Source organism: Chryseobacterium electrogenes, assembly GCF_053553015.1.
Genome location: NZ_JBNPPB010000002.1, coordinates 163,791 through 178,792 on the forward strand (window position 1 = coordinate 163,791; position 15,002 = coordinate 178,792).

A 15,002-nucleotide genomic window follows, 5' to 3' on the forward strand; every position below is an offset into this window, starting at 1 on the left:
AATTATAATAATGCTATGTTATCATACTTCCGTTATTGTTTTTATAGAATTAGAGTTAATTTTTCATAACAATTTCACTAAATTTGCAGCTTCACTATACAGGTTATGGAAGAAGAAAAGAAGTCTCTTAATTTTTTAGAGCAAATTATCGAAGATGATTTAAACAATGGTTTAAGTCAGGAAAGTCTCCGTTTTAGGTTTCCACCAGAGCCTAACGGATATTTGCATATTGGACATACAAAGGCCATTTGCATTAATTTTGGATTAGGTCAAAAGTATAACGCACCCGTTAACTTACGTTTTGACGATACTAATCCAGAAAAAGAAGAACAAGAATTTGTAGATTCTATCAAAAAAGATATCGAGTGGCTTGGTTTCCAATGGGACCAAGAGTGCTATGCGTCTGACTATTTCCAGCAGCTTTATGACTGGGCAGTAGCTATGATTAAGGAAGGGAAAGCTTATATTGATGAGCAATCTTCTGAAGAAATCACAGCGCAGAGAAAAAATCCTTTTGAAGATGGCGTAGAGTCACCTTTCAGAAATCGTCCAACAGAAGAAAGTTTGGATCTTTTCGAGAGAATGAAAAATGGCGAATTTGAAGAAGGAACAATGAGTCTTCGTGCAAAAATTGATATGAACTCTCCTAACATGAACATGCGTGATCCTGTTATGTATCGTATCCTTAAGCGTCCTCACCACCGTACAGGTGATGCTTGGAAAATCTATCCAATGTACGATTGGGCGCATGGCGAGAGTGATTATTTAGAACAAATTTCGCACTCTTTATGTTCTTTAGAATTCGAAAATCACAGACCATTATACGAGTGGTACTTAGATCAAGTATATGACGAAGGAAAAGTAGCGCCTAAGCAACGTGAGTTCGCAAGGATGAATGTGAGTTATATGGTAACTTCTAAAAGAAAATTACAACGATTGGTTGCAGAAGGTGTTACCACTGGTTGGGATGATCCTCGTATGCCGACTATTTCTGGATTGAGACGTAAAGGTTTTACGGCAAAAGCTGTCAAAAGTTTTATCGATAGAGTAGGTGTTGCAAAACGCGAAAACTTAATAGAAATCCAGTTGTTAGAGTTTTTCGTGAGAGAAGATCTTAACAAGATTGCAACCCGTGTTATGGCTGTTGTAGATCCTGTAAAAGTAATTATCGAAAACTATCCTGAAGGTCAAGACGAATGGTTAGACACCGAAAATAATCCTGAAGATGAAAATGCAGGAACGCGTAAAGTGCCTTTCTCGAGAGAATTATATATAGAGCGTGAAGACTTTATGGAAGAAGCGCCTAAGAAATTCTTCAGATTAACGATTGGAGGAGAAGTAAGATTGAAATCTGCTTACATCATCAAGGCTAATCGTGTAGAGAAAGATGCTGAGGGCAATATCACTACTATTTTTGCAACATACGATGAGGATTCTAGATCAGGAAGCGGTACAGAGGCAAGTCTTAGAAAGGTGAAAGGTACGTTACATTGGGTATCTGCACAACATGCGTTACCAATTGATGTTAATATCTATGATAGATTGTTTACTAATGAGCAACCAGATGCGGAGAAAGATGTTGACTTTATGGAGTTTGTTAATCCAGAATCTGTTATTGTTAAAAAAGGTTTTGGAGAGCCAAGTCTTAAGGATGCAACTTTAGAAGATCATTATCAATTCCAGAGGATAGGTTATTTTATTAAAGATAAAACGTCTACGGATGACCAACTGGTTTTCAATAGAACAGTGACTTTAAAAGATGGTTATAAGCCTTAATTTGAAGTTGAAATAAACGATAAAAAAATCCCGATTAGGTTTCTAATCGGGATTTTTTGTGCTCATCTGCGCCCCGGCGAAAGCGTAACTCCTTTTCTGGCGCGGCATGGCGCGAAGCGAAATGGCGTGCCAGAAAAGAGTGGGAGCTGGAGACGGATACAGGCGCCCAAATAAAAATTATGATTTAGTGGTCATCCACTTCCAAAGCTCTTTCAGAGTGGCTTTGTTGCCGTACATCAAGATGCCGATTCGGTAGATTTTTCCAGCCAAAAAGACCATGAACAATGTGGAGATGATTAATAAACTTAAGGATAATGCAATCTGCCAAATTGGAACACCAAACGGAATTCTCGCCACCATCGCAACAGGCGAAGTAAACGGAATAATGGAAAGCCAAAAGCCTAATGGACCGTCCGGATTATTGATAATCGTAAAGCTGCCGTACATGCCTAACATTAATGGAATCATTGCGAAAAGCGTGAATTGCTGTGTTTCTGTTTCGTTGTCCACTGCCGAGCCAATTGCTGCGTACATAGAGCTGTAAAATACGTAACCTACCAAGAAAAATAGAATGAAAACGATGATGATCATTCCGAAATTCATGTCTAATAAGGTATGCGAAATTTGTGTCGCCAATTGCTGGATATCTAATTTGCTCATTGGGTTTTCTGCCCCAGCTGGCATATTTTTTTGCATCGTTCCGAATCCTGTATTAAGGAAAATCGCAGCGACTACAAACATAGCGATCCATATGATAAACTGAGTTAATGCAACTAAAGTTACGCCGATAATCTTACCCATCATCAACTCAAATGGTTTTACAGACGAGATGATAATCTCTACCACGCGATTGTTTTTTTCTTCTAAAACGCTTCTCATAACACGAACGCCGTAGATGATGATGAACATAAAAGTGGCGTACATAAGAATCATGCTCAATGCAGATTTTATCCCAAAAGCAAAGTCGTTATCTGGCTTGTTACCATCAACAACGTTTTGAGTAGTGATTTTGAAACCAGAATTAAGGCTTGAAATTTGATTTTCGGAAAGACCGAGTTTTTTAATTTTTTCTTTTTTTAGAATCTCGGAAAGATCTTTGTTAATGGCATTTTTGGTGTCCATTCCGATTTTTTTGTTGGTCAACAATTTGGTTTGACTTTCCAAATTCTCGAACTCCGAATTGTTGAATTCTGGAATAATCAATAAGCCATCAACACTTTTCATCTCTTTGAGAGACGCTTCCAAAGCTTTTTCTGTGGAAGTAGGGACAATAGTGTAAGTAATATCTTTGCTAGACTTTAGTTGTTTGTCAAATAATCCACTTTTGTCAATGACATTAAAGTTGTATTCGGATTCGTTAGCTTTAAACATAAAAGCCACCAAAACGCCAAATCCTATCATCAACAATGGGGCAAGAATGGTCAGTATTACAAATGATTTTTTCTTAACCTGCGTTAGAAATTCTCGTTTGGTAATGAGTATAATATTTTTCATTTTTTATAAATTGAATGGTTCTAAAACGCTGAAATTAAGCTTCTGTCACGGCACTAATAAAGACTTCGTTCATACTTGGTATTTTCTCGTTAAAGCTTCTGATTTTCCCAATATTGCTAAGATTTTGCAAAATAAGATTTTGATTTTCAGAATTTTGTAGCTCGAAGGAAATCAATCCGTTTTCGGTTTTTAGATTGTTAATAGCGTGTTGATTGGTAAAGTTTTCCAATTGACTGTCTACAACATCTGATAAGATTACGGAAAATACATTTTTCTTAAACTGCTCTCTAACATCAAAAACTTTTCCGTCCAATATCTTTTGAGAATTGTTGATTAATGCGACGTAATCACACATTTCTTCCACACTCTCCATGCGGTGCGTGGATAAGATAATGGTTGTGCCTTGTTCTTTAAGCTTAATGATTTGATCTTTAATAAGGTTGGCATTAACAGGATCAAAACCAGAAAAAGGTTCGTCCAGGATCAGCAATTTTGGACGGTGTAACACAGTCACTACAAACTGAATTTTTTGCGCCATACCTTTGGACAATTCGCTTAGCTTTTTCTTCCACCATTGGTCAATTTCCAATTGTTGAAACCAATATTTAGCCTGCTCCAATGCGTCTTTTCGGCTCATGCCCTTCAACTCTCCGAAGTATAATAATTGGTCGCCCACGGTCATGTTTTTGTAAAGTCCACGCTCTTCCGGCATATAACCAATATCTCTAATATGTTCAGGATTGAGTTTTTGGTCATTAATCCAAATCTCGCCAGAGTCCGCCTGCGTAATCTGGTTGATGATTCTGATAAAGGACGTTTTTCCGGCGCCGTTAGGACCAAGAAGTCCGTAGATGCTGGCTTTGGGCACATCAATACTGAAGTCTTCAAGTGCTACTTTTTTGCCGGCGTTATATGTTTTTTTAACGTGTTCTGCTCTTAACATATTATTTTGTTTTGATGTTCATTGATGAGATTAATCAGCAACGAGCTTATATTAATTAGGCGTTTTTTTTGTGATCTCTTTTTTTAGGAGCTATTTCACGCTGTCCGCTGTATCTTTTCTTTTGTCGCTCGGATGGCTCCGCTTCGCTCCGCCACCTCACTCCAAAAAAAAAGGATGCCGCTTCCATCGTGGCTAGGGATTAGGTTTCTGTTAAGAAATTGTCCCTTGCCGAAAGAGATTTAATTTACAATAGATTAGTATCTAACTTTACATAATGTTACAGAATTCTGATTTCAATTAAAAAAAGAAATCAGAATTCTTTAAGAAAAACTATTTTCTGTGTAGAAAGTTTTCGTTTTTTCTATCAATTCATCCAATTCTACTAAAGTGAAAACCTCTAAAAACTGTCTTCTAAATTCTTTAAAATGCGGTATCCCACGGAAGTAATTGCTGTAATGTTGGCGCATTTCTATAAGACCTAGACGCTCGCCTTTCCATTCTGCGCTCCATTCTGCATGTTGTTTTACGGCTAATAATCGGTCTGCAATAGTTGGTTCTGGTAAGATTTCTCCCGTTGCAAAGAAATGTTTAACTTCATTAAAAATCCAAGGATAACCAATTGCACCACGACCAATCATAATGCCATCGCAATCGAATTTGTTTTTATATTCCAAAGCTTTTTCTGGAGAGTCAATATCACCATTCCCAAAAATCGGAATTTCGATGTTAGGATTGTTTTTAATTCTAGAAATATGATTCCAGTCGGCTTCGCCTTTGTACATTTGTGCGCGCGTTCTGGCGTGGATTGTCAAAGCTTTTATGCCTGTTTCTTGTAATCTTTCTGCAACTTCGTCAATGTTAATGCTGTCATTGTCCCAGCCCAATCTCGTCTTTACAGTTACGGGAAGATGTGTAGAGTTAACCACCGCTTTGGTAAGACGGATCATAAGGTCAATATCTTTAAGCACACCTGCGCCTGCGCCTTTGCAGACCACTTTTTTTACAGGGCAACCAAAGTTAATATCTACCAAGTCTGGTTCTACAGTTTCTACAATTTTAGCAGATAATGCCATGGCTTCTTCGTCGCCACCAAAAATCTGAATACCAACAGGTCTTTCGTAATCGAAAATGTCTAATTTTTTTCGACTTTTCATAGCATCACGAATTAAACCTTCGGAAGAAATAAATTCTGAATACATTAAGTCTGCACCATGCATCTTGCATAATCTTCTGAAAGGTGGATCCGAAACGTCTTCCATTGGTGCTAACAAAAGCGGAAAGTCAGGAAGTTCTATATTGCCAATTTTTACCATGTTGCAAAAATAAGCATTGTAGACGATATATTAATATAAAGAATTTTGGGTTTATAATCTGTTTTTTATAATAATTCTAATTTAGCTAACTAATATTTAATCATAGATTTTTATGTAAATCAATCCGATAGCAATCATTAAATTTGTGGATAATATTAAGGAATATGAAAAAAGTAGTTTTGATTTTAAGCATCACTTTATTGGCATCTTGTGATAAAAAGGTAGAGCCAGTAGAATCGCCTTCACCAACAGAGGTACAAGAGCCAGAAGTTAAGCTGACGCCATTAGAAGAAGGGAAATCTCTTGTAGAAGGTGCGGATTGTTTGGCTTGTCATAAGATTAACGAAACTATGATTGGGCCTGCTTATCAGGATGTTGCCGCTAAATATGAAAACACACCAGAAAATGTAGATATGTTGGCTGATAAAATTATTAATGGGACGTCTGGCGTGTGGGGAAGTGTACCAATGGCGCCACATAGCGGATTGAGTAAGGAGAATGCAAAATTAATGGCAGCCTACGTGTTAAGCCAAAAAAAATAATAAATGTCTACCGAAAAATCTGACTTGCATCCGAGAAACCTTCATCGTAATTCTTATGATTTTAATGAGTTAATAACATATTTACCAGAGCTGAAACATTATGTTTTCGAAAATAAATATGGGACTTTAACTATTAATTTCAGTCTTCCCAAAGCCGTGAAATTGCTTAATAAAGCATTGTTATTGCGTTATTATAATATTGAGTATTGGGACATTCCGGATGATAACTTATGCCCACCTATTCCGGGGCGAGCAGATTATATTCATTATTTGGCAGATTTGTTGGCAGAAAATTTAGATGAGATTCCAACGGGATTATCTGTAAAAGGTCTGGATGTCGGCGTTGGCGCTAATTTAGTTTATCCATTAATTGCACATGCTTCTTACGGTTGGCAGATGTTAGGCGCAGATGTTAATCAAAAATCTCTCGATAATGCGAATCTGATTTTAGGAAAAAATCCCAAAATTTCATCTGCAATCAAGTTGAAATTACAGTCAGACTCTCAATCGATTTTCAAAAATATTATTGGAAAAGGCGATAGATTTACCTTTACAATGTGTAATCCGCCTTTTCATGATTCCGAAGAGTCTGCCATAAAAGGCAATCTCAGAAAAACAAAAAATCTAAAACAATCCAAGGCTCAAAAACCGCTTCTCAATTTCTCTGGTCAGCAGTCGGAGTTGTGGTGCGAAGGTGGCGAGCTTGCTTTTATTTCTAATATGATTAGAGAAAGTGCGCAGTTTTCTACGCAGGTATTGTGGTTCACGAGTTTGGTTTCCAAAAAAGAAAATTTGTATCAATTAACAAGTTTACTTAAGACTGTTAAAGCTTTAGAAGTCAAAGTTATCGATATGGCACAAGGTCAAAAAATAAGTAGAATTTTGGCTTGGACATTTATTCCTCAAGAAAAAAGAAAAATAGTATTTTAGATTTATTAATAATTAGGGCAGCTTAATCCGCCCTCCGTTCCCGCTATTAATATTTTTCCGAAAAAAAATATCAATGAGCTCCACTCAGGTCGGGCTGCTGCAATTCGATGTTTTTTTAATTGATAAGATTAATAAAATTTTAACTCATTAATACGCTTTTGAGGTTGTATAAAATTTAAGTTTCATAAAGATTTTAAAATCACTATTTTTGCAATTCGAAAAAATTGAATTATAATGCAATTATCTGAACAAGAAATTATTCGCCGTCAAAAGTTAGAAGAACTCGGCAATATGGGAATTAATGCTTTCCCAGCAGAAGAATATACAATTACGGATACTACAGAATCCATAAAACAGGACTTTGCAGAAGGTAAGCAGGTGAAGATTGCAGGACGATTAATGTCCAGAAGAATCCAAGGTAAAGCTTCATTTGCTGAGTTGCAGGATTCTACAGGTAGAATTCAGGTTTATTTTAACAGAGATGAGATATGTACAGGCGACGATAAGACGCTTTACAACGAGGTTTATAAAAGACTTTTAGATATTGGAGATATTATCGGTATAGAAGGTGACTTGTTTATCACTCAAGTTGGTGAAAAAACGGTTAATGTGAAAAACTTCACATTGTTAACTAAAGCACTTCGTCCGCTTCCATTGCCTAAGGTGGATGCAGATGGTAATACTCACGACGGATTTACCGATCCAGAAATGCGTTACAGACAGCGTTATGCGGATTTGGTAGTTAATCCTCATGTGAAAGAAATTTTCATCAAGAGAACAAAATTGTTCACAGCAATGAGAAATTTCTTTAATGATTCTGGTTATTTTGAAGTAGAAACACCAGTTTTACAATCTATTCCTGGAGGTGCAGCGGCAAGACCATTTGTCACGCATCACAACGCTTTAGACATTCCTTTATATCTAAGAATTGCTAACGAATTATATCTTAAAAGATTGATTGTTGGTGGATTTGATGGTGTTTATGAATTTTCTAAAAACTTCAGAAATGAAGGGATGGACAGAACGCACAATCCAGAATTTACCGCTATGGAAATCTATGTAGCTTACAAAGACTACAACTGGATGATGGATTTTACTGAGAAGTTGTTGGAGTTCTGTGCAACTTCGGTTAATGGAAAGTCAGAGTCTACTTTTGGTGAGCATACCATTAGCTGGAAAGCGCCTTATCCAAGAGTTTCTATGACGGAAGCGATCCAGAAATTTACAGGTTTTGATATCACAGGAAAAACTGAGCAAGAATTATTTGATTTTGCTAAATCTATTGGTATCGATGTTAATGAGACGATGGGTAAAGGAAAGTTGATTGATGAGATTTTCGGAGAAAAGTGTGAAGGTAACTTTATTCAGCCGACTTTTATTACGGATTATCCAGTAGAAATGTCACCTTTAACCAAGAAACACAGAAGTCAAGAAGGATTGACTGAGCGTTTTGAATTAATGGTTTGTGGTAAAGAAATCGCAAATGCTTACTCAGAGCTTAATGATCCAATCGATCAAAGAGAGCGTTTTGAAGAGCAATTAAAATTAGCAGAAAAAGGAGATGATGAGGCAACTGGATTTATTGACGAAGACTTCTTAAGAGCTTTAGAATATGGGATGCCGCCTACATCTGGATTAGGAATTGGTATGGACAGATTGATTATGTTCTTAACTAACAATCCATCTATCCAAGAAGTATTGTTCTTCCCTCAGATGAAACCAGAAAAAGTAGTTCCTCAGATAGAATTGGGTGATGACGAAAAAGCAATTCTTGATATTCTAAAGTCTGGCGAGCAAATGTCACTAAACGATGTTAAAGAACAATCTAAACTTTCTGGTAAAAAATGGGATAAAGCATCTAAAACTTTAACCAAAAATAACTTAGTGAAAGTTGAAAAAATTGATGATGTTTTGTTAGTAAAACTAGTATAATATTCATTGTAATAAAACCAAAAAGCTATCCAATTGGATAGCTTTTTTTATATTTAATTGTCTCCTTTTTTAAGCTTGAAAATATCGTTCAAGTAAAATCCGATTTGCAGTTGATTTCTGCTTTTGCCTGTTACGGTTTGGTTCATAAAACCACCTTCAACTCTTATATTGTCATTAATAACGTAACCGATGGCACCGTATAGTCTATTTCTGTCAAATGCATCTTTTTTGGCATTGATAAAGATTTCATTGTAGACATTAGCATACCATGTATTCTTAACTAAAGTCGAATTGTTAATCGGAATATTAATGCCTAATTGGTAACGGAATCTCACCTCTGTTTTAGGCTCTAAGAAGCGTTCTTCAATTCTGTAACGATGGTTGAGGTTGACGCGTCCTATTTTTTGTTTGGTTGTGAATTGTTGAAAAATACGATGCTCGTCTAGTTGTTTTATATTTTGATCCGCATCATAATTATGAGAATGCACGTAAGCGTAACCGAGTAAAATGTTATTATTGTTTTCTGTCAAATTATATCCAACGCCGGTTCTTAGGAGCAATTGGTTGAGGTCGCTTAAGATATCGTAATCTCGGTATTGTACTTCATAATGAAGATTGAATTTAGAGTCCAATTTTTCGTTCCCGAAAAGCATTAACCAGTTTCCTGTGTCTGATTTTTGAGCTTTAAGCGTCAAAAAAGAAAGAAAGGCAGTAGCAATAGCAATTTTTAACTTCATAGATCTTCAATGTTTTTGCTAAAATAGAGTGTTTCTATTTAATTTCAAAATGATAGCGAGATTTATCTATAATTTAACAATTTATTTATTAGTTCAAAATGAATTTGTAAGACTGTTTTTTTTAAGAATTTAAGGTATTTTAGCAGTGTAAGTTGTGTGGTAAATTCATTAATTTTTCATATATTTGTAGCTATCGAAATTATCAAAATTAATGAGTCAAAAACAATATACAGCCAGTAGTATCCAAGCTTTAGAGGGCATGGAGCACGTTAGATTAAGACCATCTATGTACATCGGTGATGTTGGTATTAGAGGTCTTCATCATTTGGTTTATGAAGTCGTAGATAACTCTATTGATGAAGCATTAGCAGGACATTGTGATACGATTACAGTGACCATACACCAAGGCGAAAGTATTTCTGTGAAAGATAACGGTCGTGGGATTCCTGTAGATTTTCACGAGAAAGAACAGAAGTCAGCCTTAGAGGTTGTAATGACCAAGATTGGAGCTGGAGGGAAATTTGATAAAGATTCTTACAAGGTTTCTGGTGGTCTTCACGGTGTTGGGGTATCTTGTGTTAATGCATTATCTGTATCTCTAGTTGCAACAGTTAGCCGTGATGGTAAATTGTACCAGCAGAAATATTCTAAAGGTAAAGCTCTTGCAGATGTGGCAGAAATTGGTACAACAGGTGAGAGAGGGACAGAAGTATTTTTCCAACCAGATGATACTATTTTTCAGGAATTAGTTTATAATTATAGCACACTTGCCACAAGACTTAGAGAATTGGCATTCCTTAATAAAGGGATTACAATTACTTTGATCGACGAAAGACATCCTAATGAAGATGGAAGTTTTGAGTCTGAGATTTTCCATTCGGAAGGTGGTCTTAAGGAGTTTGTAGAATATATTGATGGTAACAGAGAATCTATCATGGAGAACGTGATCTTTATGGAGAGCGAGCGAGAAGGGATTCCTGTAGAAGTAGCGATGCGTTATAATACATCATTTAACGAAAATCTACATTCTTACGTTAATAACATTAATACGCACGAAGGTGGGACGCATTTGGCAGGTTTTAGACGTGCTTTGACAAGAACACTTAAGAAGTATGCAGATGATCTTGGGATTCCTGCAAAAGAAAAAGTAGAGATTACTGGTGATGACTTCCGAGAAGGATTAACAGCAGTTGTTTCTGTAAAAGTAATGGAACCTCAGTTTGAAGGTCAGACTAAAACTAAATTAGGTAACTCAGAAGTTTCTGGTGCAGTAGATAAGATTGTTGGCGAGATGTTAACTAACTTCTTAGAAGAGAATCCTGCAGAAGCTAAGATTATTGTACAGAAAGTAGTTTTGGCAGCTAAAGCAAGACAAGCTGCTAAGAAAGCAAGAGAGATGGTACAGAGAAAATCACCAATGGGTGGTTCTGGACTTCCTGGTAAATTGTCCGATTGTTCTTCTAAAGATCCAGCTGAGTCCGAGTTGTTCTTAGTCGAAGGGGATTCTGCAGGTGGTACGGCAAAACAAGGTCGTGACCGTCATTTCCAAGCTATTTTGCCATTAAGAGGTAAGATCCTTAACGTAGAAAAATCTATGTTACATAAAGTTTATGATAACGATGAAATTAAGAATATCTATACGGCTTTAGGTGTAAGTGTTGGGACAGAAGAAGATTCTAAAGCGCTTAATATCGCTAAGTTAAGATACCACAAGATTGTTATCATGACCGATGCTGATATTGATGGCTCTCACATTTCTACTTTGATTTTGACATTCTTCTTTAGATATATGAAAGAGTTAATTGAGAATGGTTATATCTATATCGCTCAACCACCTTTGTATCTTTTGAAAAAAGGAAATAAGAAGATCTATGCTTACAATGAAAAAGAGCGTGAGGAGATTACATTGGAGATGTCGCCAGATGGTAAAGGTGTAGAAGTACAACGATACAAAGGTCTTGGTGAGATGAATCCTGAGCAACTTTGGGATACAACGCTTAATCCAGATCATAGAACATTGAAGCAGATTACAATAGAAAATGCTGTAGAAGCCGATAATGTTTTCTCTATGTTGATGGGTGACGAAGTACCTCCAAGAAGAGAATTTATTGAGAAAAATGCAGTCTATGCACGCATCGATGTATAATTGATGATTTTATAATATTAAAGATGTTTTTTTTTGACGTCAATAAAGAATATTTTTAAATAATTACAAAACCTTCCTAATTTGGGAGGTTTTTTTGTTACTTTATTGTCAAATTAAAACTAATCAATTATGAAAAACGCCATTCTATCATTTGCCTTAATTTGGCTTACATTGCTAAGCTGTAAAAAGAAAGAAAATACAGTTTCTGATAACCATCAGAATATTGGAGATTCTTTAGTGTTAGTACAACAGTTACGCATAGATTCTGTCAAAGTAGTAGACTCTATAAAGGTTAATGATAAGTTAACGATGTCCTACGAGCAATCAGTTCTTGTATTTGATAATATCAAAAATCAATCGGTTTTGGATAGCATTTATGCTCCGACTTATTTGAAGACTAAAGATTTTTCTAAAGCTGGTTTGCAAAAAGTTTTGGAAGTCGACAAGCAGCATTACTTCAAAACAGAAAATATAGAAGATGATTATCTGCCAGATTTTCCGCAGACTTGGGATCAAAAATCTGAGATGAAACTATATTCTCATGAAAATAATATATTGACTTTAGCTTATGAATCTTCTGGATTTTCGGGTGGCGCTCACGGTTATTATAATGAAGTTTATAAAGCTTTTGACCTCAAAAATAATAAAAGTATTTTATTAAATAATATCGTGAAAAATTCTGATGATAAAATTTGGAACGAAATTCTAATGAAGGGTTTTAATAAGAAAAATGCTGCGGTTAGAGATATGCTGTTGGTAGATGTGATACCACTTACTAAGAATTTTTATTTTGACAAGGATAGCATCACCTTTGTGTATAATCAATACGAAATTACGGCATATGCGGCAGGCGTCATTTATGTTAAACTTAATTGGACTGATATTAAAGATCAGCTGAAATCAGACTTCTTACAACGTGTAAAGTCTTAATTATTAGATTGAATAAAAAGCTTAACTTTGCACTTTCTTATACTCCGATTTTTGTCGGAGTATTTTTTTAAATAAACTATGAGAACGGCATATATTATTAATCCTTATTCTGCATCAAAAGATTTTGAATCGTTTGTTAATCAATTAAAAAAGCATGTAGATAATCCTTTGTTCTTAATTTCAAAATCGATAGAGCAGTGTTATGATTTTATAAATCAACATTGGGATGATGTTGATCTTTTTGTAGCAGTAGGAGGAGATGGTACTATTTCTACAGTAGCTCGTCCATTAGTTAATACCAATAAAGTGTTGGCTGTTTTCCCTGCTGGATCCGGAAATGGATTTGCAAGAGAAAATCAATTTAGCAAAGATATAATACAATTATTACAAAAAATTGAAAAAGCTAACGTAGAGCAAATTGACACCTTTATGGTTAACGATCAATTATCTATTAATGTTTCTGGCGTTGGTCTAGATGGTAATATTATTGAAGGCTTTGAAGGCTCAGAACGCGGTTTTAAAAGTTATGTTAAAATCACTTTGAAGAAGTATTTTGATTTTAAACCTATTAAAGTTCAATTTGAGGAAGCTTATAAAAAATTTGATGGAGAATATATGATGGTTAATGTTGCCAATACAAGACAGTTTGGTAATAACGCATATATTGCACCGCATGCAGACACTAAGGATGGATTGGTAGAATTGGCTTTGGTAAAGAAATTCCCTCTTATATCTGGGCTAGGTTTCGCTTATAAAATGTTTACAAAATCATTGAAGCCTAATAAATATTTGCAATATATCTCAGCATCGGAAATCTCTTTTACAGTAGATTCAGAAGCTTGGCATCTGGATGGAGAGCATCATAAGATACAATCTCCAGTCCATGTTAAGGTACTCCCGAAAAGTTTAAAGATTTTGATACCTTAATTTACTTTTAAAGTCTTTATCTTTGAGCATAATTCGAAATTTATGCATAATAAACTCAAAATTATTAACGATCCTGTTCACGGTTTTGTAAAAATTCCTTACGAGATTTTATATGATGTTATAGAGCATCCATATTTTCAGCGATTACGCAGGATTTCGCAGACGGGATTATTATCTTTGATTTTCCCGGGCGCCAAGCATACTAGATTTCATCATGCTTTAGGAGCAATGCACTTAATGTTTACTGCATTAGAAACATTAAAGTTGAAGGGCGTAGAGATTTCCAAAGAAGAAGAAAAAGCGGCAATGTTAGCCATTTTGCTGCATGATGTTGGACATGGGCCATTTTCTCACGCTTTAGAAAATATGTTGATGGATAATTGGCATCACGAAAAGTTGTCTTTATTATTAATGTCAAAACTGAATGAAGAGTTCGGCGGTGAGTTATCGCTTGCCATTGAGATGTTTAAAGGTCAGTATTCAAGAAAGTTTTTCAACCAATTAATATCATCGCAATTAGATGTAGATCGTCTAGATTATCTCAAAAGAGACAGTTTCTACACGGGCGTATCAGAAGGCAATGTCAATACGCAACGTATTATATCTATGATTAATGTCAAAGATGACGAGTTGGTTGTAGACGCTAAGGGTATTTATTCTATAGAGAATTATCTTACCGCTAGGATGTTTATGTATTGGCAAGTTTATTATCATAAAACTGCTGCGTTATCAGAACATTTATTGGTGAAAATATTAGCGCGTGCAAAGGCAATGACTATAGCAGGAGAAAATCTAGAAGCGCCTTCTAATCTTAAATATTTTTTAGAAAGAACTCAATTTCAAGAAGCAAGTCTAGAGGATATTGCCCGATTTACATTGTTGGATGATGTTGATGTGATGCAAGCCATCAAATCCTGGACAGTACATCCGGATATTATTTTGTCCTATTTGTGCAAAGCCGTTATCTATCGTCAGTTTCCTAAGTCTATGTCGTCATCGTCATATTTTACCGAAGAGTTTATTCAAGATAAAATCGCCAAAACTAATGCGTATTTCAATATTACAGATGGGCATGAGTTGGTAGGTCAGATATCCCGAAGTTTATTGCCATACGATTCAGAAAAACAACCTATTTTTTTATTAGAAAAAACGGGACGTGTCGTAACATTAGAGCAATCAGAAAATCAAATTTTATCCAGTTTTATCAATCAATCTAATACCAAGCATATTCTCTTTTTCCCTAGAGAGGCGCTTTAGATTTTGGCAATTCCCTCACCGGCCAATCCCAGGCTAGGGTCGGGCTATCCGCTGTATCTTTATAATTAAGAGGAT

General features: G+C 35.6%; 12 protein-coding genes. 8 read left to right on the forward strand and 4 right to left on the reverse strand.

Annotated features, from left to right (window positions below; all coding sequences use genetic code 11):
- Positions 1-105: 105 nt before the first annotated feature.
- Positions 106-1,776 carry a glutamine--tRNA ligase/YqeY domain fusion protein gene (locus tag ACQQ6V_RS00765; RefSeq protein WP_448843689.1) on the forward strand — a complete coding sequence of 557 codons (1,671 nt, stop codon included), beginning with the start codon at positions 106-108 and terminating at the stop codon, positions 1,774-1,776.
- A gap of 177 nt (positions 1,777-1,953) precedes the next feature.
- Here ACQQ6V_RS00765 and ACQQ6V_RS00770 read toward each other — a convergent pair whose 3' ends face one another.
- The 3 genes from ACQQ6V_RS00770 to dusB all read right to left on the reverse strand — a co-directional run bounded on the left by ACQQ6V_RS00770 (position 1,954) and on the right by dusB (position 5,526).
- Complete coding sequence (locus tag ACQQ6V_RS00770) at positions 1,954-3,270, reverse strand: ABC transporter permease (protein WP_448843690.1); 1,317 nt, start codon at positions 3,268-3,270, stop codon at positions 1,954-1,956.
- Positions 3,271-3,304: 34 nt separating this feature from the next.
- On the reverse strand, positions 3,305-4,213 hold the full coding sequence (locus tag ACQQ6V_RS00775; RefSeq protein ID WP_448843691.1) for an ABC transporter ATP-binding protein: 909 nt from the start codon (positions 4,211-4,213) through the stop codon (positions 3,305-3,307).
- Between the two features lie 320 nt (positions 4,214-4,533).
- Entirely contained in the window at positions 4,534-5,526 is a 993-nt protein-coding gene (dusB, locus tag ACQQ6V_RS00780) for a tRNA dihydrouridine synthase DusB (RefSeq protein WP_448843692.1), read from the reverse strand.
- A 164-nt stretch (positions 5,527-5,690) separates the two neighbouring features.
- On the opposite strand from dusB, the gene ACQQ6V_RS00785 reads away from it, so the two are divergent.
- From ACQQ6V_RS00785 to lysS, 3 genes are all read left to right on the forward strand, one after another.
- Entirely contained in the window at positions 5,691-6,068 is a 378-nt protein-coding gene (locus ACQQ6V_RS00785; RefSeq protein ID WP_448843693.1) for a c-type cytochrome, read from the forward strand.
- 3 nt (positions 6,069-6,071) lie between these two features.
- Positions 6,072-6,998, forward strand: a complete 927-nt coding sequence (gene rlmF, locus ACQQ6V_RS00790) for a 23S rRNA (adenine(1618)-N(6))-methyltransferase RlmF (RefSeq protein WP_448843694.1) — start codon at positions 6,072-6,074, stop codon at positions 6,996-6,998.
- Between the two features lie 234 nt (positions 6,999-7,232).
- Positions 7,233-8,930 (forward strand): lysine--tRNA ligase, encoded by a 1,698-nt coding sequence (gene lysS / locus ACQQ6V_RS00795; RefSeq protein WP_448843695.1) that lies wholly within the window; start codon positions 7,233-7,235, stop codon positions 8,928-8,930.
- Between the two features lie 53 nt (positions 8,931-8,983).
- On the opposite strand, the gene ACQQ6V_RS00800 is transcribed toward lysS, so the two are convergent.
- Complete coding sequence (locus ACQQ6V_RS00800; protein ID WP_448843696.1) at positions 8,984-9,667, reverse strand: DUF2490 domain-containing protein; 684 nt, start codon at positions 9,665-9,667, stop codon at positions 8,984-8,986.
- A 211-nt stretch (positions 9,668-9,878) separates the two neighbouring features.
- Between ACQQ6V_RS00800 and gyrB the strand changes: the two genes are divergently transcribed.
- The 4 genes from gyrB to ACQQ6V_RS00820 all read left to right on the forward strand — a co-directional run bounded on the left by gyrB (position 9,879) and on the right by ACQQ6V_RS00820 (position 14,927).
- A complete protein-coding gene (gyrB, locus tag ACQQ6V_RS00805) occupies positions 9,879-11,813 on the forward strand; it encodes a DNA topoisomerase (ATP-hydrolyzing) subunit B (RefSeq protein ID WP_448843697.1) in 1,935 nt (644 codons plus the stop codon).
- 129 nt (positions 11,814-11,942) lie between these two features.
- Positions 11,943-12,743 (forward strand): RsiV family protein, encoded by an 801-nt coding sequence (locus tag ACQQ6V_RS00810; RefSeq protein ID WP_448843698.1) that lies wholly within the window; start codon positions 11,943-11,945, stop codon positions 12,741-12,743.
- Between the two features lie 78 nt (positions 12,744-12,821).
- On the forward strand, positions 12,822-13,670 hold the full coding sequence (locus ACQQ6V_RS00815) for a diacylglycerol/lipid kinase family protein (RefSeq protein ID WP_448843699.1): 849 nt from the start codon (positions 12,822-12,824) through the stop codon (positions 13,668-13,670).
- A 42-nt stretch (positions 13,671-13,712) separates the two neighbouring features.
- On the forward strand, positions 13,713-14,927 hold the full coding sequence (locus ACQQ6V_RS00820; protein ID WP_448843700.1) for an HD domain-containing protein: 1,215 nt from the start codon (positions 13,713-13,715) through the stop codon (positions 14,925-14,927).
- The last annotated feature ends 75 nt before the right edge of the window (positions 14,928-15,002 follow it).

Bases quoted from the DNA above. Each gene is read 5' to 3' on its own strand.
- ACQQ6V_RS00765 (WP_448843689.1), top strand. From the start codon at position 106: ATGGAAGAAGAAAAGAAGTCTCTTAATTTTTTAGAGCAAATTATCGAA.
- ACQQ6V_RS00770 (WP_448843690.1), bottom strand. From the start codon at position 3,270: ATGAAAAATATTATACTCATTACCAAACGAGAATTTCTAACGCAGGTT.
- ACQQ6V_RS00775 (WP_448843691.1), bottom strand. From the start codon at position 4,213: ATGTTAAGAGCAGAACACGTTAAAAAAACATATAACGCCGGCAAAAAA.
- dusB (WP_448843692.1), bottom strand. From the start codon at position 5,526: ATGGTAAAAATTGGCAATATAGAACTTCCTGACTTTCCGCTTTTGTTA.
- ACQQ6V_RS00785 (WP_448843693.1), top strand. From the start codon at position 5,691: ATGAAAAAAGTAGTTTTGATTTTAAGCATCACTTTATTGGCATCTTGT.
- rlmF (WP_448843694.1), top strand. From the start codon at position 6,072: ATGTCTACCGAAAAATCTGACTTGCATCCGAGAAACCTTCATCGTAAT.
- lysS (WP_448843695.1), top strand. From the start codon at position 7,233: ATGCAATTATCTGAACAAGAAATTATTCGCCGTCAAAAGTTAGAAGAA.
- ACQQ6V_RS00800 (WP_448843696.1), bottom strand. From the start codon at position 9,667: ATGAAGTTAAAAATTGCTATTGCTACTGCCTTTCTTTCTTTTTTGACG.
- gyrB (WP_448843697.1), top strand. From the start codon at position 9,879: ATGAGTCAAAAACAATATACAGCCAGTAGTATCCAAGCTTTAGAGGGC.
- ACQQ6V_RS00810 (WP_448843698.1), top strand. From the start codon at position 11,943: ATGAAAAACGCCATTCTATCATTTGCCTTAATTTGGCTTACATTGCTA.
- ACQQ6V_RS00815 (WP_448843699.1), top strand. From the start codon at position 12,822: ATGAGAACGGCATATATTATTAATCCTTATTCTGCATCAAAAGATTTT.
- ACQQ6V_RS00820 (WP_448843700.1), top strand. From the start codon at position 13,713: ATGCATAATAAACTCAAAATTATTAACGATCCTGTTCACGGTTTTGTA.